The 24,909-nt window shown below is 66.3% G+C and carries 28 protein-coding genes; 9 read left to right on the top strand and 19 right to left on the bottom strand.

Going from position 1 to position 24,909, the window contains the following annotated elements:
* Positions 1–48: 48 nt before the first annotated feature.
* A complete protein-coding gene (locus AB0M22_RS26835; protein WP_364732286.1) occupies positions 49–543 on the bottom strand; it encodes a PAS domain-containing protein in 495 nt (164 codons plus the stop codon).
* A 184-nt stretch (positions 544–727) separates the two neighbouring features.
* Positions 728–1,234 (bottom strand): O-acetyl-ADP-ribose deacetylase, encoded by a 507-nt coding sequence (locus tag AB0M22_RS26830; protein ID WP_364732283.1) that lies wholly within the window; start codon positions 1,232–1,234, stop codon positions 728–730.
* Positions 1,235–1,462: 228 nt separating this feature from the next.
* Between AB0M22_RS26830 and AB0M22_RS26825 the strand changes: the two genes are divergently transcribed.
* Positions 1,463–1,828: a hypothetical protein gene (locus AB0M22_RS26825; RefSeq protein ID WP_364732280.1), complete on the top strand. Its 366-nt coding sequence runs from the start codon at positions 1,463–1,465 to the stop codon at positions 1,826–1,828.
* A 33-nt stretch (positions 1,829–1,861) separates the two neighbouring features.
* Here AB0M22_RS26825 and AB0M22_RS26820 read toward each other — a convergent pair whose 3' ends face one another.
* The 4 genes from AB0M22_RS26820 to AB0M22_RS26805 form a co-directional block, all read right to left on the bottom strand.
* Positions 1,862–2,332: a GNAT family N-acetyltransferase gene (locus tag AB0M22_RS26820; protein ID WP_364732278.1), complete on the bottom strand. Its 471-nt coding sequence runs from the start codon at positions 2,330–2,332 to the stop codon at positions 1,862–1,864.
* A 42-nt stretch (positions 2,333–2,374) separates the two neighbouring features.
* Positions 2,375–3,124 carry an alanine--tRNA ligase-related protein gene (locus AB0M22_RS26815; protein ID WP_364732275.1) on the bottom strand — a complete coding sequence of 250 codons (750 nt, stop codon included), beginning with the start codon at positions 3,122–3,124 and terminating at the stop codon, positions 2,375–2,377.
* Complete coding sequence (locus tag AB0M22_RS26810; RefSeq protein WP_364732273.1) at positions 3,018–3,446, bottom strand: alanine--tRNA ligase-related protein; 429 nt, start codon at positions 3,444–3,446, stop codon at positions 3,018–3,020. The genes AB0M22_RS26815 and AB0M22_RS26810 overlap by 107 nt, the downstream gene beginning before the upstream one ends.
* Before the next feature lie 256 nt (positions 3,447–3,702).
* Positions 3,703–4,365, bottom strand: a complete 663-nt coding sequence (locus AB0M22_RS26805; protein ID WP_364732270.1) for a class I SAM-dependent methyltransferase — start codon at positions 4,363–4,365, stop codon at positions 3,703–3,705.
* 174 nt (positions 4,366–4,539) lie between these two features.
* On the opposite strand from AB0M22_RS26805, the gene AB0M22_RS26800 reads away from it, so the two are divergent.
* Positions 4,540–5,184: a dihydrofolate reductase family protein gene (locus tag AB0M22_RS26800; RefSeq protein WP_364732267.1), complete on the top strand. Its 645-nt coding sequence runs from the start codon at positions 4,540–4,542 to the stop codon at positions 5,182–5,184.
* A 122-nt stretch (positions 5,185–5,306) separates the two neighbouring features.
* On the opposite strand, the gene AB0M22_RS26795 is transcribed toward AB0M22_RS26800, so the two are convergent.
* The 3 genes from AB0M22_RS26795 to AB0M22_RS26785 form a co-directional block, all read right to left on the bottom strand.
* Positions 5,307–5,987, bottom strand: a complete 681-nt coding sequence (locus tag AB0M22_RS26795) for a hypothetical protein (protein WP_364732265.1) — start codon at positions 5,985–5,987, stop codon at positions 5,307–5,309.
* Positions 5,988–6,136: 149 nt separating this feature from the next.
* Positions 6,137–7,321 carry a helix-turn-helix domain-containing protein gene (locus AB0M22_RS26790; RefSeq protein ID WP_364732262.1) on the bottom strand — a complete coding sequence of 395 codons (1,185 nt, stop codon included), beginning with the start codon at positions 7,319–7,321 and terminating at the stop codon, positions 6,137–6,139.
* A gap of 174 nt (positions 7,322–7,495) precedes the next feature.
* Positions 7,496–8,125 carry a TetR/AcrR family transcriptional regulator gene (locus AB0M22_RS26785; RefSeq protein ID WP_364732260.1) on the bottom strand — a complete coding sequence of 210 codons (630 nt, stop codon included), beginning with the start codon at positions 8,123–8,125 and terminating at the stop codon, positions 7,496–7,498.
* Positions 8,126–8,237: 112 nt separating this feature from the next.
* Between AB0M22_RS26785 and AB0M22_RS26780 the strand changes: the two genes are divergently transcribed.
* Both AB0M22_RS26780 and AB0M22_RS26775 read left to right on the top strand, forming a co-directional pair.
* Positions 8,238–9,608, top strand: coding sequence for an AarF/ABC1/UbiB kinase family protein (locus AB0M22_RS26780; protein WP_364732257.1), 1,371 nt, complete (start codon positions 8,238–8,240; stop codon positions 9,606–9,608).
* A gap of 221 nt (positions 9,609–9,829) precedes the next feature.
* Positions 9,830–11,935 (top strand): AMP-binding protein, encoded by a 2,106-nt coding sequence (locus tag AB0M22_RS26775; RefSeq protein WP_364733987.1) that lies wholly within the window; start codon positions 9,830–9,832, stop codon positions 11,933–11,935.
* Here the strand turns inward: AB0M22_RS26775 and AB0M22_RS26770 are convergent.
* The 4 genes from AB0M22_RS26770 to AB0M22_RS26755 form a co-directional block, all read right to left on the bottom strand.
* Positions 11,928–13,355, bottom strand: coding sequence for an MFS transporter (locus tag AB0M22_RS26770; protein ID WP_364732255.1), 1,428 nt, complete (start codon positions 13,353–13,355; stop codon positions 11,928–11,930). The two genes, AB0M22_RS26775 and AB0M22_RS26770, sit on opposite strands and share 8 nt — an antisense overlap.
* A gap of 36 nt (positions 13,356–13,391) precedes the next feature.
* Complete coding sequence (locus AB0M22_RS26765) at positions 13,392–14,417, bottom strand: alpha/beta hydrolase family protein (protein WP_364732252.1); 1,026 nt, start codon at positions 14,415–14,417, stop codon at positions 13,392–13,394.
* Positions 14,418–14,626: 209 nt separating this feature from the next.
* The gene (locus AB0M22_RS26760) at positions 14,627–14,821 is read right to left on the bottom strand and encodes a ferredoxin (RefSeq protein WP_364732249.1); all 195 of its coding nucleotides are present in this window, start codon (positions 14,819–14,821) and stop codon (positions 14,627–14,629) included.
* 23 nt (positions 14,822–14,844) lie between these two features.
* Positions 14,845–16,065, bottom strand: a complete 1,221-nt coding sequence (locus AB0M22_RS26755; protein WP_364732246.1) for a cytochrome P450 — start codon at positions 16,063–16,065, stop codon at positions 14,845–14,847.
* Between the two features lie 96 nt (positions 16,066–16,161).
* On the opposite strand from AB0M22_RS26755, the gene AB0M22_RS26750 reads away from it, so the two are divergent.
* Both AB0M22_RS26750 and AB0M22_RS26745 read left to right on the top strand, forming a co-directional pair.
* On the top strand, positions 16,162–16,791 hold the full coding sequence (locus AB0M22_RS26750) for a TetR/AcrR family transcriptional regulator (RefSeq protein ID WP_364732243.1): 630 nt from the start codon (positions 16,162–16,164) through the stop codon (positions 16,789–16,791).
* Between the two features lie 224 nt (positions 16,792–17,015).
* The gene (locus AB0M22_RS26745) at positions 17,016–18,290 is read left to right on the top strand and encodes a metallophosphoesterase (RefSeq protein WP_364732240.1); all 1,275 of its coding nucleotides are present in this window, start codon (positions 17,016–17,018) and stop codon (positions 18,288–18,290) included.
* Between the two features lie 2 nt (positions 18,291–18,292).
* Here AB0M22_RS26745 and AB0M22_RS26740 read toward each other — a convergent pair whose 3' ends face one another.
* Both AB0M22_RS26740 and AB0M22_RS26735 read right to left on the bottom strand, forming a co-directional pair.
* Complete coding sequence (locus AB0M22_RS26740) at positions 18,293–18,994, bottom strand: NAD(P)-dependent oxidoreductase (RefSeq protein ID WP_364733984.1); 702 nt, start codon at positions 18,992–18,994, stop codon at positions 18,293–18,295.
* A 26-nt stretch (positions 18,995–19,020) separates the two neighbouring features.
* On the bottom strand, positions 19,021–19,236 hold the full coding sequence (locus tag AB0M22_RS26735) for a hypothetical protein (RefSeq protein WP_364734072.1): 216 nt from the start codon (positions 19,234–19,236) through the stop codon (positions 19,021–19,023).
* A 191-nt stretch (positions 19,237–19,427) separates the two neighbouring features.
* Between AB0M22_RS26735 and AB0M22_RS26730 the strand changes: the two genes are divergently transcribed.
* Entirely contained in the window at positions 19,428–19,835 is a 408-nt protein-coding gene (locus tag AB0M22_RS26730) for a DUF1048 domain-containing protein (protein WP_364732238.1), read from the top strand.
* Here AB0M22_RS26730 and AB0M22_RS26725 read toward each other — a convergent pair.
* Genes AB0M22_RS26725 through AB0M22_RS26710 form a run of 4 tightly spaced genes read right to left on the bottom strand, consistent with a single transcriptional unit; the run spans position 19,832 to position 23,386 of the window.
* Positions 19,832–20,452 (bottom strand): response regulator transcription factor, encoded by a 621-nt coding sequence (locus AB0M22_RS26725; protein WP_364732236.1) that lies wholly within the window; start codon positions 20,450–20,452, stop codon positions 19,832–19,834. The two genes, AB0M22_RS26730 and AB0M22_RS26725, sit on opposite strands and share 4 nt — an antisense overlap.
* Positions 20,449–21,591: a histidine kinase gene (locus AB0M22_RS26720; protein ID WP_364732233.1), complete on the bottom strand. Its 1,143-nt coding sequence runs from the start codon at positions 21,589–21,591 to the stop codon at positions 20,449–20,451. The genes AB0M22_RS26725 and AB0M22_RS26720 overlap by 4 nt, the downstream gene beginning before the upstream one ends.
* Positions 21,588–22,403, bottom strand: a complete 816-nt coding sequence (locus AB0M22_RS26715) for an ABC transporter permease (protein ID WP_364732231.1) — start codon at positions 22,401–22,403, stop codon at positions 21,588–21,590. The genes AB0M22_RS26720 and AB0M22_RS26715 overlap by 4 nt, the downstream gene beginning before the upstream one ends.
* Positions 22,400–23,386, bottom strand: coding sequence for an ABC transporter ATP-binding protein (locus tag AB0M22_RS26710; RefSeq protein WP_364732228.1), 987 nt, complete (start codon positions 23,384–23,386; stop codon positions 22,400–22,402). The genes AB0M22_RS26715 and AB0M22_RS26710 overlap by 4 nt, the downstream gene beginning before the upstream one ends.
* Before the next feature lie 149 nt (positions 23,387–23,535).
* Here AB0M22_RS26710 and AB0M22_RS26705 point away from each other — a divergent pair, with 149 nt between their 5' ends.
* A complete protein-coding gene (locus AB0M22_RS26705; RefSeq protein WP_364732225.1) occupies positions 23,536–23,724 on the top strand; it encodes a hypothetical protein in 189 nt (62 codons plus the stop codon).
* A gap of 256 nt (positions 23,725–23,980) precedes the next feature.
* Positions 23,981–24,886, top strand: coding sequence for a cyclase family protein (locus AB0M22_RS26700; RefSeq protein WP_364732222.1), 906 nt, complete (start codon positions 23,981–23,983; stop codon positions 24,884–24,886).
* The last annotated feature ends 23 nt before the right edge of the window (positions 24,887–24,909 follow it).

The following is a 24,909-nucleotide window of genomic DNA, read 5'->3' as shown; positions in this document are numbered from 1 at the left end:
CTCCCGGCTGACGATTCCTGCCGGCAGAGGCGCTGCGGGAAGCGGTGCTCAGCTGGCGCCGGCGGATTCCAGCAGGCCGGGCACGGTCTTGGTGGTGTTGTGGCGGAGGATGTTGACCGCGCCGACGACCTCGTCGGAGTCGTCCCGGATCGGGAAGACGTTGACCAGCGCGAGCAGCCGGAAACCGTCGGGCTGTTCGCAGATGACGTCGGCGTCGCGGACGGTGCCGCCGTTGTTGATGACCACCGACGGCGGGGCCGCCTCGTGCGGCATGACCTCACCGGAGGGGTAACGCAGGCGGAACGCGCCGCAGTACTTCTCGCTCGTGCCGAGTTCAGGAGTGCGTCCCCAGGCGCCGATCGCGGTCTTGTTGCAAGCGATCAGCGTGCCGTCCTTCTCCAGCACGTAGATGCCGACCTCGATGTCGTCCATGGCGGCCTGGTCGCCGAGCAGGCCACCGGGGACCAGGTGGCCGTCCTCGAGCTTGCCTTGAAACGTGAGATTGTCCAGCTGGCCGGCGGTGATTTGTTCGCTGATGCTCATGTCGGTTCCCCTGCACTCGGAAATAGGGTGTCGAAGCTGCGTTCGATGAAGGAATCGGGCGCGTCGCTCAGCCAAGTAGAGGTGACTTCCGCACCACTTTCACCGCATGCAAGTGTACCGAAATTGCCTGGACTGACAGCATGTTCGAACAGAAGGGGCGCTCGGCGTAGATACCGCGCGGAATTCACACAGCCGCAGCGAAGGCGTCATACGCCTCCGGGCCGAACAGTACGAAACGCACCTCCCGCACCGCCGTATCAGCGGCCCGCACAGTTTCGATCGCGATCCGGGCACCGTCATCGATCGGCCAGCCGAAGATCCCGGTGGAGATAGCCGGGAACGCAACCGTCTGCGCACCCAATTCATCTGCCACACGCAACGATTCGCGATAACAAGAGGCCAACAACGCCGAACGATCCGCCTGCGCCGACCACACCGGCCCGACCGTGTGAATCACCCATCGCGCGGGCAGATTCCCCCCGGTCGTCGCCACCGCCTTCCCGGTCGCCAGCCCTTTCCCATAATGCGACGCCCGCAGATCACGACAAGCGTCGAGGATCGCCGGACCGCCCTTGCGATGAATGGCCCCGTCCACACCCCCACCACCGAGCAACGACGAATTCGCCGCGTTCACCACCGCGTCCACATCCTGCTCGGTGATATCCCCCCGGACCAGCACAATTTCGACCATAGAGCCATTCTCGTCACCCGCGGAGACACAGCAAAATCAGGCCGGTGACGGCGTCGCACCGAGTACCTCCACAAGAGCTGCACAACACCTCCACATTTGCCTGGGCCGCAACCCGAATCCGTGGCAGTACTGTCAATCGAAGATCGGAGTCGGGTTGCGCCGCAGCCTGTCTCGACCCCATGAAGCCTTCGCAACCCGATTGCGCGACTACCGAGGACCAACTTCGAGATGTCTCTGTTCAAGGTCGCCACGACCGCTCTCATCGCCGCCGCCACGCTGACCAGCTGCTCGATCGACGGCGACGCGGAACGCGCCACCGTGCAGCAGATCCTCTCCGCCTCCGCCGCAGCAGCAGCGACAACACCGGCCGCGTCCACCCAGCTACGTCACACGACCTGCCAACAAGTACTGACCCTCATAGCCGACGCCACCTCCCGCAACAAAGCCGACTCCACTTGGACCCCAGCAAAGTTCGTCGACGAACTGATCACCACAACCCAATCGTCACCCGAATGGCAGACCCGCTCACCGGAAGACCAGCGCGCCTACCTGACCGGCTCCCGCGACGCCCAGACCGGCTCCTGCTCGTACTAACGAGGCGGGGTTTCGAGGCCTCCGCGGCGTCCGTCAGTGATTCGAACTGTCGGCGAGCGTCAGTTTGAAACCTACGTGGCTGGCTTCGAATCCGAGCTTGTCGTAGAAGCGGTGTGCGTCCACTCGGCTGGCGTGTGAGGTCAATTGCACGAGGGTGCAGCCGTGTTCGCGGGCGCGACGTACGCATTCCTCGATCAATTGGGATCCGAGACCGTGGCCGCGCAGCGGTCGGTCTACCCGCACCGCCTCGATCTGTGCCCGGACTGCCCCTTTGCGGGCCAGTCCGGGCAGGATGCTCAGCTGTGCTGTGCCCACTACGGCGCCGTGGCGCTCAGCGACCAGCAGCTCCTGGCGCGGATCGTTGTCGATCTCGGCGAAGGCCGCGCGGTAGGGGCCCAGATCGTCCGCGGACTCGCGGACGCTGCCGAGGGCGTCGTCGGCGAGCATCGTCACCAGCGCTGAAAGGTCATCGATCGTCGCGGACCGGAAGATGATCTCGTCCATACGCCAATTCCATCATGCGCCGCGAAAGGACCCGCTGATCGGTCAGCTGATACCTGCTTCGGCGTTCAGGTACACCACGAGATCGCGTGGCAGGCCGTGGGTATCATGCAAATAGCGGTAGTCGTCGTCGGTCAAAGTTCCAGTAAAACGACTGCGGAACAATATCTTTCGTCCCCGCTGAAGCAGCACGTCAAATTTGCGTTCCTCATCGAGCAGGACGGTGCGTACCTCGCTCGGGTCAACGGATTGCCGGAAATGCTCGAGGGTGTGTTCCACCAGCTCGATCGGCAGGTCGGACAGGGTGCGAGTCGGATCGTCGCGCCACAGCGTGGTCAGAACACGACGGATCAAACGACGCAGTACATAACCGCGACCGGACGGGGACGGCGTGACCTGGTCACCGATGATGACGATGCTGGATCGCAGGTGATCCGACAGCACTCGCAGCGACCGCTCATCCAACGGACTCCAGATTCGAGGCAGCGTGCTCAGCCACGGTTGGAAAACGTCGATCTCGAAGACGGACTGCGTGTTCCGCAGAATTCCTACCAACCGCTCCAGGCCCAGGCCGGTGTCGATGCTGGGACGGCGCATCAGTTCGAGACAGCCGTCCGAATGGCGGATGTATCGCATCATCACGTGATTCCATACCTCTACCCACCGGTCATCGGATATCGGTGTGCCCCTAGGCATTTCGTCTCCCGTCCAGACGAAGATCTCGGAATCGGGTCCGCAGAGCCCGGTCGGGCCGTTGGACCACCAGTTCTCGTCCGTGGTCGGTTCGACCGGCAAGCCTAGTTCGTCCCACGTGCGCCACGACTCGTGCGTAGTCGCCGAGCGACCAGGACCCGAGCATCTCGAACACGGTGAGGTGGGTCTCGTCGCCGACCTCGTCTAGATCGGTGGTGCGCAGGCATCGCCGCCTGCCGGTGAGCCGCCGGCCAAGCGGGTGCGGCCGGCCCATCAGGTAGGGGGTCAACGGGTGCATTCCGGAGGTGGTGAACAGCACCGGGTCCCCCGGCGAAGGTATGAGCGATCCGCCCGGCGTGAGTTCATGCCCGCGTTCGCGGAAGAAGTCGAGGAAGAGCTGAACAGTGTGGTCTGTGGTGATCATGGTGGTTGCTCCATCGAGGTGAAATCGACCGGAAGCGACCGCACATGGCAAGTCCGGCAACAGAACCGACGCACACCAGCGGACCGTTTCCGGTCGCCGGCATGGGAGAAAGGTCAAGCGGCAGCGACCGGCGAGCTGAGAGCTCGTGCGGCCGCGGCAGCGATTCGTGAAGTGACCTTCATAGCTGAACGGTAGCAACCAGGGTGTGCGGAGCACGACCGATTATCGGGGCGGAGCAACCAGGCACCGCGTGCGGTCAGGCGGCGGAAGCAGTGCGGCAGCTGATCTCCATGCCGTCTTCCACCGGGTAGTCGACCGAGGCGTAACCGTTGGCCGGATCACGGACGTAATTCAGGTAGTCGCCCATGGACGCCAAGGTGGTGTCGTCGGCAACCACGACGGCGCCGGGCGCAAGCCGGTCCTCCAGGAGCCGTAATACGGGCAGGCACAGGTCTTTCCAGCCATCGAGCAGCACGAGGCCGATCGGCCCTGGGATTTCGGCGAGGGTGGTCAGCGCGTCGCCGGGCAGGATCGTCACCGCCTCCGCCACCCCCGCCTCGGCCAGGTTCGCTTGCGCGGCAGCGATTTTCGTTGCGCTGAGTTCGGTGCTCAGCACGCGCCCGACGCCATTGTCCGTGACCGCGGCGGCCAGGTAGATGGTCGAGATCCCGAACGACGTACCGAACTCGACGACAGTCTGCGGCCGTGCCGCCCGGACCAGCGTGTACAGCAGCGTGCCGCCGCGCGCGGAGATCGGCATGAGGACGTCTTGGAGTATATCCGCACGCTCCTGCGCGGAGGCGTCGGCGTACGAGCGGCCCGCGGGCCAAGGGGAAGGGTCTTCGTCCTCGACGGCTGCCGCGGCGAACAAACGGTCGAGGACGGACAGCACGGATTCACTCTGCAAGGTGTTGGTCACGTCGTCAGAGTAGACGCAACGTTGCGTTTAATCTAGAACCGAGTGCGATCCATACTGTCGACGCCTCGCCACTGCGCGAGCCGCGCGGAAAAGTGGTTGCAATAAGCAATCGCTACCGTATATGGTTCCACCAGCGATTGCGAAGTACAACCGCTTGACCGATCGGAGTATCTGATGTCCCTCGTCCGGATCCACAACTTTTCTGTCTCACTCGACGGCTTCGCCACCGGTGAAGGCCAAGCGCCCGACGCGCCGTTCGGTCATGCGGGAGAACGACTGCACGAGTGGATGTTTGCCACCCAGTTCGGCAATCGGATGTTCGGTACTCCGGGCGGCAGCACCGGTGCGGACAACGCGTTCACCGAACGGTTCAACCCCGGAATCGGCGCCGAGATCATGGGAGCAGGCAAGTTCGGTCCGCCGGGCTGGCAGGACGACGCCGAGTGGAAGGGCTGGTGGGGTCCCAATCCCCCGTTCCACACACCGACCTATGTGCTCACGCATCGCCCGCGCCCGTCGATCGAGATGGAGGGCGGCACCACCTTCCACTTCCTGGACGCGTCGCCCGCCGAGGCGCTGGCGGTCGCCCGCGACGCCGCCGGGGGCCAGGATGTTCGCATCGGTGGCGGGCCGTCCGTCGTCCGTGACTTCCTGCGAGCGGGTCTCGTCGACCAGATGCATGTTGTGCAGGTCCCGATTCTGCTCGGCCGCGGCGTCCGGCTCTGGGACGGCCTGGAGTCCCTGGAGGACGCCTACGACGTCGAGATGGTTTCGACGCCCAGCGGCGTCACCCACATCACCTTCTCGCGGCGCGCTTGACGCCCGGTACCGCAACCTCACTCGCATGAATTGGTGCTGGTACACGGCCGCGCGCACGCTACCCGAGATCCGCCGCCTGCTGGTGGTCGATCTGACACTTGCCGACCGAGCGAGATTCTTTGCTAAGCAACCAATTCCATCAGCCCGCGTGGTGCGGTGGTCGGCTCGGTCGGGAAGCTGAACTGCACCAATCGATGTGGTGGGTCCGTTTCGAAGTAGGCGATGGCGGAGGGGATGAACCCGCCGATCATCTTGTCCAGCAAGCTGTTCACGTGGGCGAAGCCTGGTCGTAGGTGCACGGGCCAGCTGGCTGATCGGCCCGCGGGGACATCTACGGTTGTCCGCTTCAGCACTCGCGCCGTGACCGGCCAATGCACGGAGAAGGCCAGCCACATGTCCAACGACGTCTCGGCTCCTTCGGCGAAATCCAACCCGCGCAGCAGTGTCAGTCCCCCGACAAACGGCACTACGTTCGACGGGAAAGGCCCTACGCCACTGCTTAATTGAAGGTGGGTGGTGTCGAGGAAGTGCGCTTCCTCGCGGGAGACCACGGTGTGCTGCGAACGCGTCTCGGCCCGATAGTCGGCCGCGCGCAACCAGCCACCCACCCGGCTGAACCGCTGCTCGACGGTGATCGTCGGATTCCCGTCGCCCGCACGGAGTTCGACGGTCGAGTGGTAGTCGTGCTCCGCCCGGGTCACCACGCTCGTCAGCTCGAACGCCTGCGCCTGATCGGGGACGCCAATGGCGTACACGGACTTCTCACCATCGGGAATCCCGGGGTCGCGGAACGCAGTGCGCACATGTCCTCCTGCCGGCCGGTGACCGAATTCCTGCTCGGCTTCGACGCTAACGATCATCAGGCAGGGAAAGCGTGCCCACGACCCGGAACTGGATAGCTCACAGCTATCGGGCCGCTCGTTTTGGCACAGTTGCCTACAATTCGGCGGGATCAGGCAAGCCGTCGGGCGATCAATGCCGAACGCAGATACCACAATCCGCTCGCCCGGGCCGGATCGAAACCGGTCAGCTCACCGATCCGCCGCAGCCGGTAGTCGACGGTATTCGGGTGCACGCCGAGGCGTTCGGCCGCGCGCAACCTGCTCAGGTCGGCGTCGATGTAGATCTGCAACGTATCTCGCAGTTCTGGATGCTCGTCCAGCGGCGTGAGATGGTTGCCGAGCACCTCACGGGCGATCCCGGGACGGCTGAGCTGGTGCTGCAACGCCAATTCGGCGAATCGGTGCAGCCCGGGATCCAGCCCCATTCGCTGCGCGGTATCGAGAAGTTCGTGCGCCTGCCGGGCCGCGGTCGGCACCTCGTCGGGCCGCGCGTTGACCACGGTCGCGGTGATCGGCACCAGCGCCGCCTCGGCCAACGCCTGCACCAGTCCGTCGAGTTCGGCATCGGTGCTCGCGGTACACGGCACCAGCACGGTTCCCCCGTCGACGGAAAGCAACGACAGCGCCGCACCATCGAGCAACGCCGCGAGCGCCGATTGCAAACGACGCAGCTTGCGCCGGGCGACAACCTGCCGATCGAGCCCGGGCCGGTCTTCGTCGGGATGCCCGGGCACAGCGAGGGCGAGCACGAAATACTCTGCGGCAACCAGCAAGTCGTGCGCCGGCGGCTGACCGCCGAGCAGCGCGGAGGTCAGGTTGTGCGTCGCGGTCTGATGTTCGGCAGCGTCGGCCTTGTACTCCCGGACGTAGGCCTTGCTCACCGCACCGGTGACCAGCTTGGACAGCTCGACCACCCGCCCGATCCCGGTGACGACGCCAACCGTGTCCGCCGGCTCCAGCCGGGCGATCAGGTCGAGCCCGGTCTTGAACGTCTCGTTCACGGCGCGCAGCACCGTATCGATCGGAATTCCGGCATGCGCGCACCCGGCCGCCGCGCCCTCGAGACTGTCGGTACCCGCGGGCCCCGGATGCCCGTTCAACCGATGGATCAACCAGTCGAGGCAGATGCGCACCACGATTTTGACCTCGCCGTGCAGCGCGGCGCCGGAGAACGGCCCGGCCGCCGCGACGTGGTCGATCACGGTGCGGGTCAGCGCGTCGATCTCGCGCGCCGACAACGAAATCTGTCGCCCGAGCGCACCGAGCTCGGGTCGGTCGAGACTCTCGATCGTCACCGGTGGCCTCCTTGCCATTCCTCGTGGAAGCAACGGTAAACCGAGCGGGCGCTCACCTTCTACTCCTCTTTCCGCATACCACCGACGAGCGCACCCGCACCCGGTTACCAGGGGAATCGATGGCTCATCGAGGAGTTCGGACTGAGCAGAGTGAGGGCGTACCTAGCGAGGTGCTCACTTTTTGACGGCCGTGATTTCGGCATCGAGCCAGGCGGCCATCATCCGGGCGGTCATGTGGATCGACTCCGCGCGGGACGCCGCGTCCACTTCCAGCGCACTGGCTCGCAACACCGCCGCGAAACCGGTGTTGATCAGCACGAACGTCATCAGGTCGTACTCGTGGTCGTCGCCGGGGCCGAGCATCTGGATCACCAGCACCTTCATCAGCAGCCGCAGCCGGGGCTCGAACTCGGGAATGCCGCTGTTGTAGAACTGCACCCCGGCGACCAGCGCCCGCACCAGCAGTGCGTTTTCGACCAACTCATCGGCGATGACCGACAGGACGCCGTAGATCATCTCCTCGGTCGGCCGCTCACCCAAGCCGAATACCCGCTGGGAGAAGCGCCGCTCGACATTCTCGAGCAAGCGCCGGAGCAGCTCTTCGACCATGACCGAACGGTCGGTGAAGTAGCGGTAGACGGTGCCGATGCTGACCCCGGCCGCGGTCGCGATCCGGTTGGTCGAGGTGTTGGCGATGCCGCGTTCGCCGAACAGCTGCGCGGCGGTGTCGAGGATGTGTTCCCGGGTGGCTTTGGCCCGTTCCTGGGTCGGACGGCGGCGCTCTCCTGCGGCTTTCGGCGGCATCGGGTACTCCTGCCTGCTCGTGCTCGAAAATGAGCTTTGCTCAGTTTAGTCCGGCTCGAGTATGCAAGAGTGAGTGCCATCACGCGGCAGGTTCGCCAATGGAGGTGCGACAGTGGGCGATCGAGTACCGAGGGGTCGCCTCGCGCGCGGCAGCAAGCTGGGTCGCCTGGCCGCGGGACAGGCGGTGCGCGGAGTCGGCACCCGGTTATCGATGATCGGACGCACCGAGCAGGCCCGGCAGCGACTGTCCGAACGGTCGACTTTGCAAGCGGCACAACAACTTGTCACAGTGCTCGGCGGGCTCAAGGGCGCGGCGATGAAGCTGGGCCAGATGCTCTCCGTGCTCGACGTCGACCTGCTGCCGGAGGCGCATCGGGAGATGTTCCGGGTCAAGCTGGCCGAACTGCGCGATCAGGCGCCATCCGTGGCGTTCCCCGCCATGCGGCAGGTGCTCGAGGGCAATCTCGGGCCGATGGCGCGCGTCTTCGCCGACTTCGACGAGTCCCCTATCGCCGCGGCGTCGATCGGTCAGGTCTATCGGGCCCGGTTGCGCGACGGGCGGGCGGTCGCGGTGAAGGTCAAGTATCCGGGCGTGGACGACGCCGTCGAAGCCGATATGCGGAACCTGGCGCTGTTCAGCAAGCTGTGGAAATCCATGCTGCCGAGCGCCGCCGACGCGGACGTACTCGACGAGATCGCGCGCAATATCGGCAGCGAGCTCGACTACCTCCGCGAGGCGCACACCCAGCACCGGGTCGCCGCGCGCTACGTCGGCCATCCGTTCGTCACCGTGCCCGACAGCATCGAACAATATTGCGGCCCAGACGTTCTCGTGACAGAGTTCCTCGAAGGCAAGCCGTACCAACAGATCCGGGAGCTACCGAACGCGGACCGCAATCGGATCGGCGAACTGATCTACCGCTTCTACATCAGCTCCCTGTTCACCGACTTCGAATTCTGCGGCGACCCGCATCCGGGCAACATCATGCTCGCCGACGACGGCCGGCTCGGTTTCGTCGATTTCGGGCTCTACCACAGCATGAACCCGGTGCACGTCGAGCTCGAGCGGGCCTGCCTGCAAGCGGCGAGCGAGTACCGGGCCGACGATCTGTACGACCTGTGGGTCCGCCACGACATCATGGATCCCGACTCCGGCGTCGACGCGGCGGAGGTCCTGGAATACGTCTGGGCGGCCGCTGGCTGGCACCTGGGCGACGAGGAGATCACCATCACTCCCGAATTGGCCACCGGCGCATTGATTCTCGCCATCGATCCGCGCGCGGCCGAGTTCCGCGGCATGCGCCAGCAGCGACTGCCCGCCGAACATGTGTTCTCCCGCCGAGCTGATCTGTTCACTTTCGCCGCGCTGGGTCAGCTGGAAACCACCAACAACTGGCACCGGATCGCCCGTGAATGGCTCTACCAGGAGCCGCCGGTCACCGAGATCGGGCAGCAGGTCGCCCGCTGGCGTGCGAGTAGGTAGCGCCGGAATCCCGTTGCACTTTGGGCGAATTCACATGCGGGTGCCCCCTCGCTTGGGCAGCGCACAATGTAGGAGTAAATGGTGAGCAACTGCGCCGTCGCACCGCATACTGAGATCGATTGCAGGTCGCCGGCGCTGGTGCTGCCAGCCGGGTGACCCGTGGTCGAGGGGCACCCGCCGGCCCCCGAACTGTTCGAACCGGCCGACGAGAAGTGCATGAGTTGGTTACCGACATCATCGATGTGGGGGCGGACTTCGGAGTCGCCCGTAAAGCGCTGTGGGATCTGCTCCTCGAACCGCAGACCTACCCGCGGCTGTTCGCCGGAATCGGCGCCTGTGAGCTGGTCGAAGCCCGCCCGGACAGCCGGATCGCGCAGGTGCGCATCGGCACCGCCGCCTCCGGTATTCGCACGCATCAGCTGCTGCTGACGGTGTGGCGCTGGTACGAGAGCTTCGAATTGCAGTGCCCCGGAACGGGTAGCTTCGTCTCGGTCCGGCTGCGCGGTGACGAGGAGCGCACCAAGGTCACCATCACGGTGTTCGCGCCGGGCCGGTTGCATCCGGCCATCGCCGAGGGGTCCAACGCCGCCGTGGTGGCGTGGGTCAACAACGGGCTCAAGCGCGCGGTCGACGTCATTCGCGGCGCACGGACCTCGACCGTGATCAACGCGGAGAATTCCCCGGTGCGGCGGCAGGTCAGCGTGGCCAAGCAGATGGTCACCGTCGGCGTCGGCCGGACGGCGAACTTCGCCACCGGCGTCAAACAGGCTCGCTCCCTGGCGAAATGGGGCTTCAACCTGGCCGGCGGATACGCTACCGCGGCGGCGCACACACCGGACCAGATCGCCGTCATCGACGACTACGGCACCCGCACCTTCGCCGAGATGCACACGCGCACAAGCGCACTGGCCGGCGCGATGGCGCAGCTCGAGCTCGGCTTCGGCGACACCATAGGACTGCTCGCGCGCAATCACGCCGGAATGGTCGAATGCATGGTCGCCGCAGGCAAACTCGGCGTCGATGTGGCGCTGTTGAACGTGGGGTTGTCCGGCCGGCAGATCGAGGACATCGTGCAGCGGCACCGGCTCGCCGCGCTGTTCGTCGACGGCGACCTCGAACAGCTCGTGCACTATCTGCACTCGGACCTGCCGCGCTTCAATACCGACGGCCGCTCCGTCGCGCCGGGCCGGATCACCATCGATGACCTGATCGCCAAGGGCGAGGAGCGATTTCGGCTGCCTACCCGGGCGGGCAGGTTGATCGTGTTGACCTCTGGCACCAGCGGCACACCGAAAGGCGCGCGCCGTCCGCAGCCCAAGGGTTTCGGCACCATCGCGGCGCTGCTGTCGCGGATTCCGTTGCCGATCGCGGAGCCCATGCTCATCCCCGCCCCGCTGTTCCACACCTGGGGCCTGGCCGGATTGCAGATCAGCACGCCGTTGCGCGCGACGGTGGTGCTGCCGGAGCGGTTCGATGCCGAGGAGTGTCTGCGGCTGGTGGCCGAACACCGGGTCGCCAGCATGATCGTCGTGCCGACCATGGTGAACCGCATCCTCGATCTGCCCGCGGCGGTGCGGGCCCGCTACGACACGTCGAGCCTGCGCGCCGTGGTCAGCTGCGGTGCGCCGCTGGCCGGGGCGACGGTGCTGGACTTCATGGACGCCTACGGCGACATCCTCTACAACGTCTACGGTTCCACCGAGGTCTCCTGGGCCACCATCGCCACCCCGGACGATCTGCGGACCGCGCCGACCACCGCGGGCAAGCCGCCGCTGGGCACCAGGATCGCGGTGCTCGGCCCGGATCAGCGACCGGTGCCGGTGGGCGTCACCGGGCACATCTTCGTCGGCAACCACATGCTGTTCGACGGTTACGTGAACTCCGCGCCGCCGACCGAGGCCGACGGCATGCTCGACACCGGTGACCTCGGCTATCTCGATGTCGCGGGGCGGTTGTTCATCGCAGGCCGGGACGACGAGATGATCATCTCCGGCGGCGAGAACGTCTTCCCGCGTCCGGTCGAAGAGGCGCTCGCGCACCTGCCGCAGGTCAGCGAGGTGGCGGTGGTCGGCGTGCCGGATCAGGAATTCGGTCAGCGGCTGGCCGCGTTCGTGGTGAAACGCGAAGGGTCGGGGCTGGATTCGGACATGATCCGGTCCTATATCCGGCATCGGTTGAGCCGCTTCTCGGTGCCGCGCGACGTCACCTTTCTCGCGACGCTGCCGCGCGGGGAGACCGGAAAGATCCTCAAGCAGTTGCTCATCGGACCGCAGGCCGGCGAAGCGCCGCTGTCGTCCGCGCTCGGCGGTCCGCATTTGATCACGTGAACCGCTTGACGGGGTCCGGCAGGGCGAGGGTCGGCACGGCCATGGCCATCGCGCCGATTGCGATGGCGGACAACATGATCACGCTGCCGCCCAGGGTGTGGGCGCGGAAGAACACCACGCTCAACAGGGCGAGGCCGACCGCGTTGCCGATCTGTTCGATGGTGGGCAATTGGCCGGACGCTTCGGCCATCTGACGTTCGCGCAGACCTGCGAGCATCAAGGGCTGGAGTTGCACGCCGAACAGGCCGACGCCCAAACCCGCGATGAAGACCGGTCCGAGGGCCAGTGCGAGGTTCACGTTCCCGTTCGTCAGGTGCAGGTAACCCGCGCCGATCGCGACGCAGCCGCCGTATACGGCGATGCCCGCCGCTAGTACCTTTACCCCCCAGCGCTTTACCAGGAACGGTGAGGCGAGCGCGCCCGCACCCGCGCCGAGGGCGAACGGCGTCATCGCGATGCCGGTGCGTAGCGCGGAGAAGTGCAGTTCGTCCTGCAAGGTGATGGATACGGTGAAGACGAACGCGGTGAACAGGCCGAAGAAGCTCGCCACCAGCCCGGAGCCGAGGGCGAAACCGCGGTTGGCGAACAGATCCAGGCGCATCAATGGACTGCCACCGCGCCGGGTGAGCCTGCGTTCGTAGCCGATGAACACCGCGCCTACCGCGAGCGCCGCGGCGATCACTCCGAAAGGACCTGGCCGCCAACCGTTCTGCTGAATATCGGCGAGCGCGGCGAGTAGGGCGAACAGGCTGACGGTGGACAGCGCGACGCCACCGAGGTCGAGCCGGTCTCGTTCCTTCGGTTGGCCGAGACGCAGATAACGGAAACCGAGCGCGAAGGCGAGCAGGCCGATCGGCAGGTTCATCAGGAACACCGAATGCCAACCGAGCCCGGCGATATCGGCAGTGACCAGCGCGCCGCCGACGATCGGGCCGAGCATCCCCGCGAAGCCCGCCGTCGCGCCGTACAGAGCGAACACCTGCTGATGACGGCTCGGCGGAAAGCTCGCGATGAGGATGGCGATGGTCTGCGCCGCCATTCCGGCGCCCGCGGCTCCCTGGAAGATTCGCGCGATCACCAACTCCATTGCGCTGGTGGATATGCCACACCACACCGAGATCGCGGTGAAGGCGACCACCGAGACCAGGAATACGATGCGGCGACCGAAGATAGCGCCGATCCGGGCGGCGGTGAGCAGGGTGCAAGCGAAGGCAAGCGAGTAGCCGGAGACCACGAGCAGCTGCTGCGACGGCGAGGCGGCCAGGTCCGCGGTGAGGTCCGGCAGCGCGGTGTTCACGATGGTCACGTCGATCATCTGCATGAATACGGCGATGAGGCAGCCGGCGAACGCGAGCCACGCATCGATGCCACCGTCCGCGGGCGCGCCGGGCAGGTGGGTGCCGAGAGCACTATCCGACATCTGTGTTCTCCCAATAGTCTCGGTTCTCAGGCACATTCACCGATTCAATGCCGCGCTGAAGATCGGCCAGGAGTTGTGCAGGTCCTGCTGCCAGTACCCCCAGGAATGCGTGCCGGTTGTCCGCAGGTCGACCGTCGCTGGAATATCCAACTCCCGCAATCGGTCCCGCAGCTGTTGCGTGCACACGTTCGCGATCGCCTCGAGCGGGGCACCGAACATGTACTGGTAGGCCAGCTGCACCAGATCGCCATGGACCCCGTCGACAGTATCGAGCGGGCCGGGCCTGCCGTTGCCGCTCGCGACGTATATTGCTGTCCCACGCAACTTCTCGGCATGCAGGTACGGATCGTTGGCCGCCCAAGCCGGATCCCCCGGCGGACCCCACATGTTCACCGTATTGCCCTGCTGACTGGTGACAACGGCGTTGACCACGGCCTGACCGCGCGGGTCACTGGTCCGCACACAGCCGCTGTACGAACCGATCGCGCGATACACACCGGGCGCGGTCAGGGCCAGCTGAAAGACTGCGGTCCCCGACATCGAGATCCCCGCAATGGCGTTGGCGCCGGTCGTCTTCAACGTGGCATCGATGATCGGCGGCAGCTCACGGGTGAGGAAGGTGGCCCACCGCTGCGTACCGAGCGCCGGGTCGTCGGCGCGCCAATCGGTGAAGTAACTACCCCCTCCCCCGAACGGAATAACGACGTTGACCTGCTTGTCCGCGAAGAACTCCACGACATCGGTCGCATCGGCCCAGTTCTTGTCCGCACCACCGTCCGACCCGTTGAGCAGATACAGCGTCGGCGCAGGCGTCGAATCATCAGGAGCACGAAGCACTTTCAGAACGACCGCTCTACCCATCAACGCGGAGTAGATAGTCAGATCGATTCCCGCCCGACCTTCGGCGAAACTCACCACACGTGAGCCATCCGGAGCCGAAATCCACTCCGGCGTAACCGGTTCGGCCTGCGCGGTGCCGGCCAGCAGCACACCGGCCAACCCCGCTATCGCACATCGCACGGCCGTCACCACCACCGCGCCACGGACCATGCGATCGCTCACGCGGCACCTCCGCCACTCCGTGCAGTCCCTGATGTGCGCCGACGCTAACCCGCCCGCACCAGCCCGAACCAGACTTCCCGAATACCTTGGGACACCTGACCGATCAACCCACGGCCCACCTGGTGTGGGTCACAACCGCACCCGAAGTCGGGCGGAAATAGTCGGCCGCGCCGTCGGCGGTTCGCCTGACGACGCGGCCCGACCAGTGGTTACTCGGTGAAGGTGACGGCGCCGGAGGGGCAGATGTCGGCTGCTTCGCGGACTTGGGCTGCGGTGGCGGGGTCGGGGGTGGGGGTGAGGACTTTGACGAGGCCGTCGTTGTCGTCTTGGTCGAAGGTGGTGGGGGCGGTGAGGGCGCAGAGGCCGGCGCCTATGCAGACGGTTCGGTCGGCGGTTACTCGCATGTGCGGGCTCCTTTCGTGGTCGGTTACCAGGTGACCGGGAGTTCGTTCACGCCTTGGATGGTGCTGCCGGGGCGCAGGGTCAGCTGGTCGGTGGGGACGGCTAGGCGCAGGGTTGGGATGCGCTCGAAGAGGGCACCGAGGATTATCTCCAGTTCCAGGCGGGCCAGGTTTTGGCCGAGGCACTGGTGGACGCCGTAGCCGAAGGCGATGTGGTGGCGGGCGGAGCGGTGCACATCGAACGTGTCGGGCTCGGCGAAGACCGAACCGTCGCGGTTGGCAATGGAATTGGAGACGAGCACGCCTTCGCCGGCCTTGATCACCTGACCGTCGATCTCGATGTCGGCCGTCGCGAAGCGCCCACCGGCGATGTCGGCGATGGCCAGGTAACGCAGAAGTTCTTCTACCGCACTCGAAATGAGGGTGGGGTCGGCGAGCAGGGCGGCGTGCTGGTCCGGATGTTCGAGCAGGGTGATCACCGACAGCGAGGTCATCGATGCGGTGGTCTCGTGTCCCGCGACGAGCAGCAGGATCGCGGAGGCGACGAGTTCCTCGCGGTCGATCTCGCCGTGCGCCAATTGATCCGCGACCAGGCTGGACAGCAGTCCGGGGCCGGGTTCGGCCTGCGATCGGGTGATCAGTCCGTCCAGGTAGACGCCGAGGTCGTTGCGCGCGGTGATCGCGCCTTCCGCGGTGGTCGACTGCACCAGGCGCCGGCTGGCGTCCTGGAATTCGTCGTGATCCTCGTACGGCACACCGAGCAGCCGGCAGATCACCATCGACGGCACGGGCAGCGCGAACTGGCTGACCAGATCGGCGGGCGGCCCCGCGGCGAGCATGTCGTCGATGAAGCCGTGCACGATCCGCTCGATGTCGGCGCGCATGCCCTTGATTCGTTTCAGCGTGAACTCGCTGATCAGCATGCGCCGCTGCGCCCCGTGTTCCGGCGGATCGAGGCTGATGAACGCCGGTTTGCTCTCCTTGAAAACGCGGAAGCGCGGCGATAGGGCGGGAAAATTCGCGTGCGCGCGATCCGACGACAAGCGCGGATCGGCGAGCAGGGCGCGGGCGGTCTCATGTTTGGTGACCACCCAGGCCTGGGCTCCGTCGAAGAGCGTCACTTTTCGCAGTGAGGCCTCTTCGTCGCGCAGCTGCGTGTAGTGCTCGGGCAGTCGGTAAGGGCAGGTGCGGTCGCTCGGAAAGGCGGGAGCGTTGTCGGTTCGGGGTGTCGCAACAGTGTCGGTCATCGGTCCCCTCGAGATCGTAAGATACTCTTAGTACTCTATTTTTAGATTAGAGTGTCTTCCCAAGCAACGCAACGTTTTTCAGGAGCCAGGCCGCCAGTGAAAGTCCAGCAATCCGTCGACCCGGCAACCGATTACCGCAAGGGCACCCGCAGGCGCGGTGAGGAATTGGAGCACGCCATCCTCACCGCGACACTGGCAGAGCTCGCCGAGGTGGGTTACCCCGCGCTCACCATGGACCGGGTCGCCGTCCGAGCGCGCACCAGCAAGACCGTCCTCTACCGCCGCTGGGCCGGCCGCGCCGAACTGGTGGTGGACGCGTGCAAACTGGGCGGCAGCTCCGATGCCGAGATCCCCGACACCGGCGAACTCCGCACCGACGTGATCGCCCTGCTGCGCCAGATGGCCACGAAGATGGCCACGCCGTACGGCGGCATCATGCGCGGCCTGCTCGCCGAGATGACCCGCGATCCCGAGCTCGGCCGCCTCATCCGCGAACACGTGCACACGGCCGGGCCCGCGACGATCCACACGATCCTGGAGCGGGCCGTCGAACGCGGCGAGGTGGATCGCGCCATCCTGGACTCCCGCCGGGCCACGGTCGCGCCCGACCTGTTGCGCAATCATTTCCTGCTGTTCGACGCTCCGGTCGAGGACGAGGTGATCGTCGGCATCGTGGACGAGGTGTATCTGCCGCTGGTCCAGCGGCAACCGCCTTCGTCGCAATAACGACATTTCAGCGACGACGCCAGCACACGACACGTTCAACTGCCGACCGTAACGTTCGACGAGTAGTGGCGGACGGAGATCCCATGCTCGATCCACGACTCAGAACTGCCTGGCTGGCGAACATAGCGGTAGGCGCGGCGGCCGTAACGGTGCGGACACCGTTCTATCCGACGCCGCGGTTCACGCTGATACGTACCGATTCGGTTCGGACACAACGCGATTCGATGACCGTCTCGGACCTCGAACTGGTCACCGTGACCGACCGGTCCGCGATCCTGACCTGGACGACCCGGGCCCGCGATCGCGCCGGACGCTGGCGCCCGGTCCCCGCGGATACCGAGGTCCGCATCGCACCGGCCGACAGCATAGGTCCGGCGCGCACCCATCACCTCGACTCTCGTTCCACCGCATACCATTACGCGGAAATCACCGGACTGGAGCCGGGCCGCGCGTACCGGTTCGAGGCGTACTCGAACGGCCGCCGCGCCGTCCCCGCCCGCACCCTGGTGACCCGCCGATCCGGAACCCCGGAATCCACCGGCACATTCACCACCGCGACACCCCCACCGGGCCGATTGCTGCGCACCGTCGCGCTCGCCAACGACGTGCACTACGGCGAGCACACCAGCGGACTGGTCGTCAGTGGGCTACCGACGGGATTCCGCCACGACACCGCGCTGTACCCGGAGATCATGCTCGACGCCCTGCTCGAGGATGTGCGCAGCCCGGACCGCGCCGCCGATCACCTCATCATCGCCGGTGACCTCACCGACAGCGGCACGCGCGACCAATCACTCGCTGTGCGTGCACGATTGGACTCCTGGGGCACGCTGGGCCGGGACTACTTCGTCTGCCGCGGCAACCACGACAAGCCGGAACAACTCCGCGGCGAGACCCGTGACCACTGGGGCGCGGTGTTCCACAGCCGTCAGCGATTGGTCGAATACCACCTCGGCGGGCTACGCCTGATCGGACTCGACACCACCCGGCTGACCGGATCCGGCGGCACTATCGTTGCGCCACAACGCGATCAGCTGCGCGAGATCCTATCGGCGAGCCCTCACCAGCCGACTTTGATATTCGGCCATCACCCGGTGACATCGCATGCGGCAGTGAGCAATCCGGGCGGACCGGGCTTCGTCCTCGACCCGTCGAACGCCGCCGCACTACACACGCTCTACCGCAACGCACCGGGCGTCTTCCTGCACCACAGCGGGCACACACACCGAAATCGCCGCAGCCGCCCCAACATCGGCATCGATGTCGAATTCCTCGAGGTCGCGGCGGTCAAGGAGTATCCGGGCGGGTACATGCTGCTACGCATCTACGAGGGCGGGTACACGGCGAACTTCTACAAGACCCGCTCCGACGCCGCCCGCAGCTGGAGCACCCGCACCCGCCGCCAATACCTCGGCCTGCACCCCGATCACTCGCTCGGCAGCTGCACCGACCGCAACCATGTCACCCGACGCGACTTCTCCGGCCTGACGCGGCTGTGAATTCACTCGGCAAGATGCGAAAGCGGTTCCCCCGCCACAGCTTTACGCGCATTCGCGGCGAAAGTGGCGGCCATCGCGGCGTAGGACTCTTCGGTGACGCCACCGATATGCGGTGTGACGCACACGTTCTCGTTCAGCAGCGGGTCGGCGGGATCGATGGGTTCTTCCCACGTGACGTCCAGCCCCGCACCGGCCAGACGACCGGACCGCAGGGCGTCCAGCAGTGACTGATACTCCACGATCGGCCCGCGACCGACATTGATGAGCCACCCACCCTGCGGCATCGCCGCGAACTCGTCCGCACCGACCAGACCGCGCGTGCGCTCGGTCAGCGGACAACAAACGACCAGAACTTCGGTGCCCGCCAAGGCTTTCCGGAACTCATCGATCGAGTAGTACCGCTCGGCAGGCACCAGTCCGTCCAGCGCCGGATAGTCCCGATAACCTCGCCGCCCGACCGCCGTCGTGACTACATCGAACGCGGAAAGCCGAGCCAGCAACGCAGTACCGATCGAACCCGTGCCGAGCACCGTCACCGCCTTACCGGCCAACATGCTCCCACTCGGACTTCCGACGCGGCGCTCGGCGACATTCACCTGCGTTTCGCCGAACCGCCGCAACAACATCAACAGATGCAGCATCGCGATCTCCGCAACCGCCACCGCGTTCCCGGTATCGGCGGCAGGTACAAACGCGACCGGAATACCGAGATCCCGGGCAGCGGCAAGGTCTACCCCTGCAACCCCACCCCGAACTGCTGAATCAACCGAGGCCGAGCTGCCGCCATCAACTCCGCACCGACGCCGGCCCCCAACGGAATCAGCACATCCACGGCAGGCACATCCCGCGCGCCCACCACCAACTCGACCAACTCCGCCTCCGGCAACGCCGCCCGTAGATGACGGCGAACCTCGGAAAACTCGGCCCCGCACAGTCCGATGATCACCCGGCAATCCTGCCCGATTCACCCGGACGGCGCAGTCCCTCAACTATTCACCATTGCTAAGTACCGGTACTCATCGTTACTATCTACTAGTAGTCAGTGACGCCGAGTAGCTAGCAGCGCCGCCGCGAAAGGCACTGGAGGGCAAGGAGCTTCCTCCCGGAACCGCTCGAACAGCTCCACGAAGGAGACCGATGACCATGTCCGACACCGCGAACAGTGGCTTGATCGCCAAGCTGGTCGGCCCCAAGCGACGCTGGCGCCAGTACAAGACGCGCGTGCGCCAACTCCCGCCGAACTACCGTGCGGCGGTCGAAGCGATCGAGCAGCACATGATGCACTTCGTCCCGGTCGACGGCGAGCACGACGCCTCACGATTCGACGACCTCGCCGACCTGTTCGAACAAGCCGCCGCGGACGGAACACCGATCCGCGCGATCGTCGGCGAGGACCCGGTCCAGTTCGTCGGGACGTTCGTGGCGAACTACTCCGACGGCGGGTACGTCCCCGCCCGCGCCCGCAAGCAACTGACCGAAGCCATCACCCGCGCCGAGCAGAACCAGTCCCGACATCGAGGCCGGGATGATCACGCGGATCGCTAGATCCAGCCCTTCTCCCGCGCTTTGAGGGCGGCCTCGTAGCGGTTGGCGACGCCGAGTTTGGCCATGGCCGAGGACAGGTAGTTGCGGGTGGTGCCGGGGGAAAGGTGGGCGCGGCGGGCGATGTCCTCGACGGACGCGCCGTCGATGGCGTATTCGAGGACGTCGGCCTCGCGGGCGGTGAGCACGGTGTCGCCCGCGCTGATGGCTTCCGCGGCCAGTTCCGGGTCGACGTATCGGCCGCCGCGGTGCACGGTGCGGATCACCTCGGCCAGTGTCGCCGCGGAGGTCGTCTTCGGCAGGAAGCCGCGCACGCCGGCGGCCAGGGCCCGTTTGAGATAGCCGGGTCGGCCGTGGCTGGTGACGATCAACGTGCCCGCGCCCGGCGTGAGCCGCTGTAGTTCGACGGCGGTCTCGATGCCGTCGATGCCGGGCATCTGCAAATCGATGACCGCCACCGCGACCGGCTCGCCGGCCTCGCTGCGGCGCCGCCACGCGGCGACGAGTTCCTCGCCGGAGCCGACGTGATCGATCACCTCGAGGTCGGCTTCCAGATCGAGCATGGTCGCCAACGCCGCCCGGATGAGCGACTCATCGTCGGCGAGGAACACGGGAATCATTTATTCTCCCAATGAATTTCGAGGGTGAACTGCTCGGGTGTCGCGGTTGTCTCGAGGGTCGCGCCGATGGCCGCGAGCCGCTCGCCGAGGCCGCGCAGGCCGGATCGCTCGCCTGGTGTGCCATGCGGACGGTCGTTGCGCAGCGACATTCCCGCGTCGCCGAGCGTGAGCACCGCCGAGGTGGCCGACGAGTGCTCGACAATGTTCGTGGTGCCCTCGCGCACGACCCACGCGGCGACCTCGTGGAATCGCGCCGGCACCTTGGCCGCGTCGCCCTCGACGTCGAGCCGGCAGCCCACCGCCGACAGCAACGAGCGTGCGCCGCGCACCTCCCCCATCAGATCGATACCCCGGTAGCCACGCACCAGTTTTCGCATCTGCCCCATCGACTCGACCGCGAGCGCCTTGACCTCATCCATCTCGACCGCCGCACGGTCACTCTGACCGGATCGCGAAAGCACCGCGGCGAGTTCGCTTTTCACCGCGATCGCGGAAAACCCGCGACCGACGATGTCGTGCAGATCCCGGGCGAAGCGCAAACGCTCTTCCGCCACTTGCAATTCGGCCTCGACCCCCTTCGCCCGGTCCAGCTCGTCGACGACCCGCACACCCCACGCAGTCAGCAATGTCGTTGCGACGACGAAACATCCGGCGGCGAGGGTCACCGCGGCCAGAACCAGTCCCATCAGCGGTGACGAACCGATAAGCAGTCCGGTGGCCACGCTGACGCCGAGGACTATCCACCATTTGTGCCGCATGAACGCGACCACGGACATCATGCCGAGCACCGCCGCGAAGAGGCTGGCGACACTGGCTTCCTTGACGATCGACTCGCTGCCGGCCAGCCTGGCGACCACGGCGAAGACCAGCCACACCCCCACGAACGCCACGCCCGCGACCGGTAGCGCCCACCGACGCCACTGCGCTTCCGACGACCCGGCGAAGTCGGGTTGCACTTCCAGCGCGACAACGGACGCGACACCGGCCAGCACGACCCCGACGGTCAGCCACGGTCCGCGCGCACTGACCGACATCCCCGCGATCGCCGAGAGCACCGCGATCTGGATGGTGACGCGCGTGTAGAGCCGGAACTTGTCCGGCCCTGACAACGCGTCCCACCAGGAGGTCAAGCGGCTCAACCGCGATCGTCCCAGCGGAAGCTCTTGCGGGTCAGCGCGAGCGCCAGGACGGTCCATATCGCCAGTGTGGCAAACGGGCGGCCGAGTTCGGCGAAGGTGCCCGCGAAATCGAGGGCCACGTCGGATGCTGCGGCGGTGGACGTCTTGCCGGAAGCGCCGAGCGAGGCCAGGTCGGAGATGGCCGCGAACGGTGTCCAGTCGGCCAGCGCGGCCAGCCGGTCGGGCAGGATCGTGCGGATGGATCCGAGGCCGACCATCGCGACCACCATGATGGGCAGCGAGGTCATCTGCGCGGCCTCGGCGTTTTTCGTCACCGCACTGGTCGCGAGCGCGAGCAGGGAGAACAGGGCAACTCCACCCAGCAGTGCGAGCACGATCGCCAGCGGGTTGACCGGCGCGGGTGCGCCGGTGCCATAGATGACCGCGCCGACGACGACCGTGCCGAAGGCGGTCATCACCACGCCGGGAACCGCCGGCGCGGTCAGGATCTGCCAGTCGGCGGCCTCACCGGTGCGCAGCCGCTTCAGCACGCCTTCGCTGCGGCGCGTGGTGACCATCGACAGCACCGAGTAGTACTGCACGAAAAGCAAAGCGAGCAGGGTGAACATCTCGAACGCGATCGCCGTCGTGGCCGTCGTCGGTGCGTGATCTTTGGTGGCGATGAAGTACGTGGCGAGCGGGATGCCGATCGGGAAGAGGGTCGCCATCCAGACCAGCGTCTTGTTGCGCCGGAACTGCAAGTACTCGGCCTTCGCGAGCGCGACCAGCGGGCGGCGGCGGAAAGCGGTGGTGGGTGCGGCGAGGGTGGTCATCGGGCTGCTCCGATCAGTTCGGGGGCGGACGCGGACGGCGCGACCGGTTCGTTGGCGATGTCGAGGAAGACCGCCTCCAGCGAGGCGGCGCGCGCTTCGAGCCCGCCGAGTTGCAGTCCGTGCTCGCGGGCCCAGCCGAGCAGTTCGAACAGGTGACCTTGCAGGTCGTGGGTGCTGACCGTGACCCGGGCCTGCGCGTCCACCTGCGCGGACCGCAGCTGCGGCAATGGCAGTCCCGGGTGATCGAAGACGATTCGCGCCGGGTGGCCGTCGACGATCTCGCGCAATGTGCCGGCCCGCGCGACCGCGCCCTTGTGCATGATCGTGATCTGGTCCGCCAGTGCCTCGGCCTCGTCCAGGTAGTGCGTGGTGAGGACCATGGTCACGCCGGACGCCTTGAGGCCTGCGAGCAACTGCCAGGTCGCGCGTCGGCTCTCCGGGTCGAGCCCGGTCGTCGGCTCGTCCAGAAAGAGCAGGCGGGGCTGGCCGAGCAGGGCACAAGCCAGGTCGACGCGGCGCTGCTCGCCGCCGGAGAGCGAACCGACCCGGACGTCGGCGCGATCGACCAGATCCACCTGGGCGAGGACCGTATCGGCGGTCGTCGGGTCGCTGCACGTCCCGCGCCACATCTCCAGGGTTTCGCGGACGGTCAGCTCGGCAGGCAACCCACCGGCCTGCAACATGATGCCGACCTGCGCGCGAACCTGGGCGCGGTCCCGGCGCGGGTCGAGGCCGAACACCTCGACGACACCGGCCGAGGGCGCGGCGAGACCCTCCAGCATGTCCAGGGTCGAGGTCTTGCCCGCCCCGTTGGTGCCGAGCAGCGCGAAGACTTCGCCCTCGAAGACTTGGAGGTCAACGCCTTTCACCGCCTCGAACGCGGTCTTGCCGTGGCCGTAGGTGCGGCGTAGTCCGCGGGCGTCGATGACATCGCCGGTCGGTCGCGCCTGCTGTGCGCGGTCCGGAAAATGAGTGCTGTTCATGGCTTCTACGATCACGGACCGCGGCCGGCATCAGTAGTAAGCGCAGTCACCGAAAGCCGATGAGTTATCCACGGCTTCCCGATGACAAAAGTCATATGGTTGCGCCCGTGAGCTTGGGGTACATCCTGGTCACTATCAGGAGGTTCTACATGTTGGCCATTGCCGCCGCCGTAGCATTCGCACTCGCGTTGCTGCTCGATCTGACCACGACCACCCTCGGTGATTCCATCACCGCAGGCACCCTCACCACCATCGGACTGCTACTCGTGGCCCTGCATCTGGCCGGTGTCGGCACCGGGGCGCGCTCGTTCAACTTCCGTCGCCGCAGCCGCCGCTGAGCAGTAAACCCGCACTGGGACTACGCATTACGCGCATGGGTCTAGTGCGGTCGTATGTTGTCGCCGAACACACGAAGGCCGGTACGGACTGCAAAAGTCCGTACCGGCCATTGTGTCTCCAACCCGCGGGACGGCCTTGACTGTGCCGCGACGGCATGGTCTTGACTGTGCGCGTGCCGGCGCAGGCCTGCCATCTTCAGCTCGAAGAAGGTCATCGCCTGGCATCGCCGAGCAATCGCTATCGAGGGAGACAACCGTGTCAGCCGAGACCACCGCAGGTCCTGAACCGGCCGTAGGCATTGAGCCGCCGAGTAATTGGGGTCGCTGGGGCGACGACGACGAACTGGGCACGTTGAACCTGATCACAGACGAGGCGCGGGAGCGGGGTGCGCGCGAGGTGCGCACCGGACGCTCGGTGTCGCTGGCCGTGCCGATTCAACCCGCGCCGCTGATCAGCGGTCCCATGGGACCGCATTCGGCCGAGACCTCGCCGGTTCAGCTGGTCATGCAGTACACGGGGACTCCGGTGTTCGCGAACGCGGACATCATGACCGTCACCAATCACCACCTCAAGTCCACGCACCTGGATGCGTTGGCACACATGGTCGTCGACGGTCAGGTGTATCCCGGGCGGCCGCTGAGCGAGAGCGTCACCATGAACGGCGTACAGCACGGGTCGACCGCGGCGTTCGCCGCCGGGATCGTGACCCGCGGTGTTCTGCTCGACCTGGCGATCGACGGTCCGGTACCCGCCGATCGGGCGATCACCGCACTGGATCTCGACGCCGCCGAGCAGCGGCAGGGCGTCCGGCTCGAATCCGGGGACGCGCTCGTCGCCCGATTCGATTGGGTGGCAACGCGGTATCGCGGCAACCCGATGCCGGGGATGACGCTCGACGCGCTGCGCTGGATGCACGAGCGCGGCGTTTCGGTATATGCCGGGGACCTCTCCGACACCTACCCGCCGCAGCCGGACGGTCCCCCGGCCATGCACAGGGTGGCGCTGCCGCAGCTCGGCATGCCGCTGATCGACGGCGTCGACGCCGATGAACTCGCCGCGGTCTGCGCGGAACTCGGTCGCTATAGTTTTCTGTTCGTCGCCGCACCACCGCGCATCCACGGCATGACGGGAGTTCCGGTCAACCCGGTCGCGATCTTCTGATCCGCCTCGCCTACCTCGACCAG

The organism is Nocardia sp. NPDC051756 (genome assembly GCF_040681495.1).
Lineage (GTDB): Bacteria > Actinomycetota > Actinomycetes > Mycobacteriales > Mycobacteriaceae > Nocardia.
Note: the sequence above shows the minus strand (reverse complement) of the source record. Positions and strands in the feature narration are given on the sequence as shown.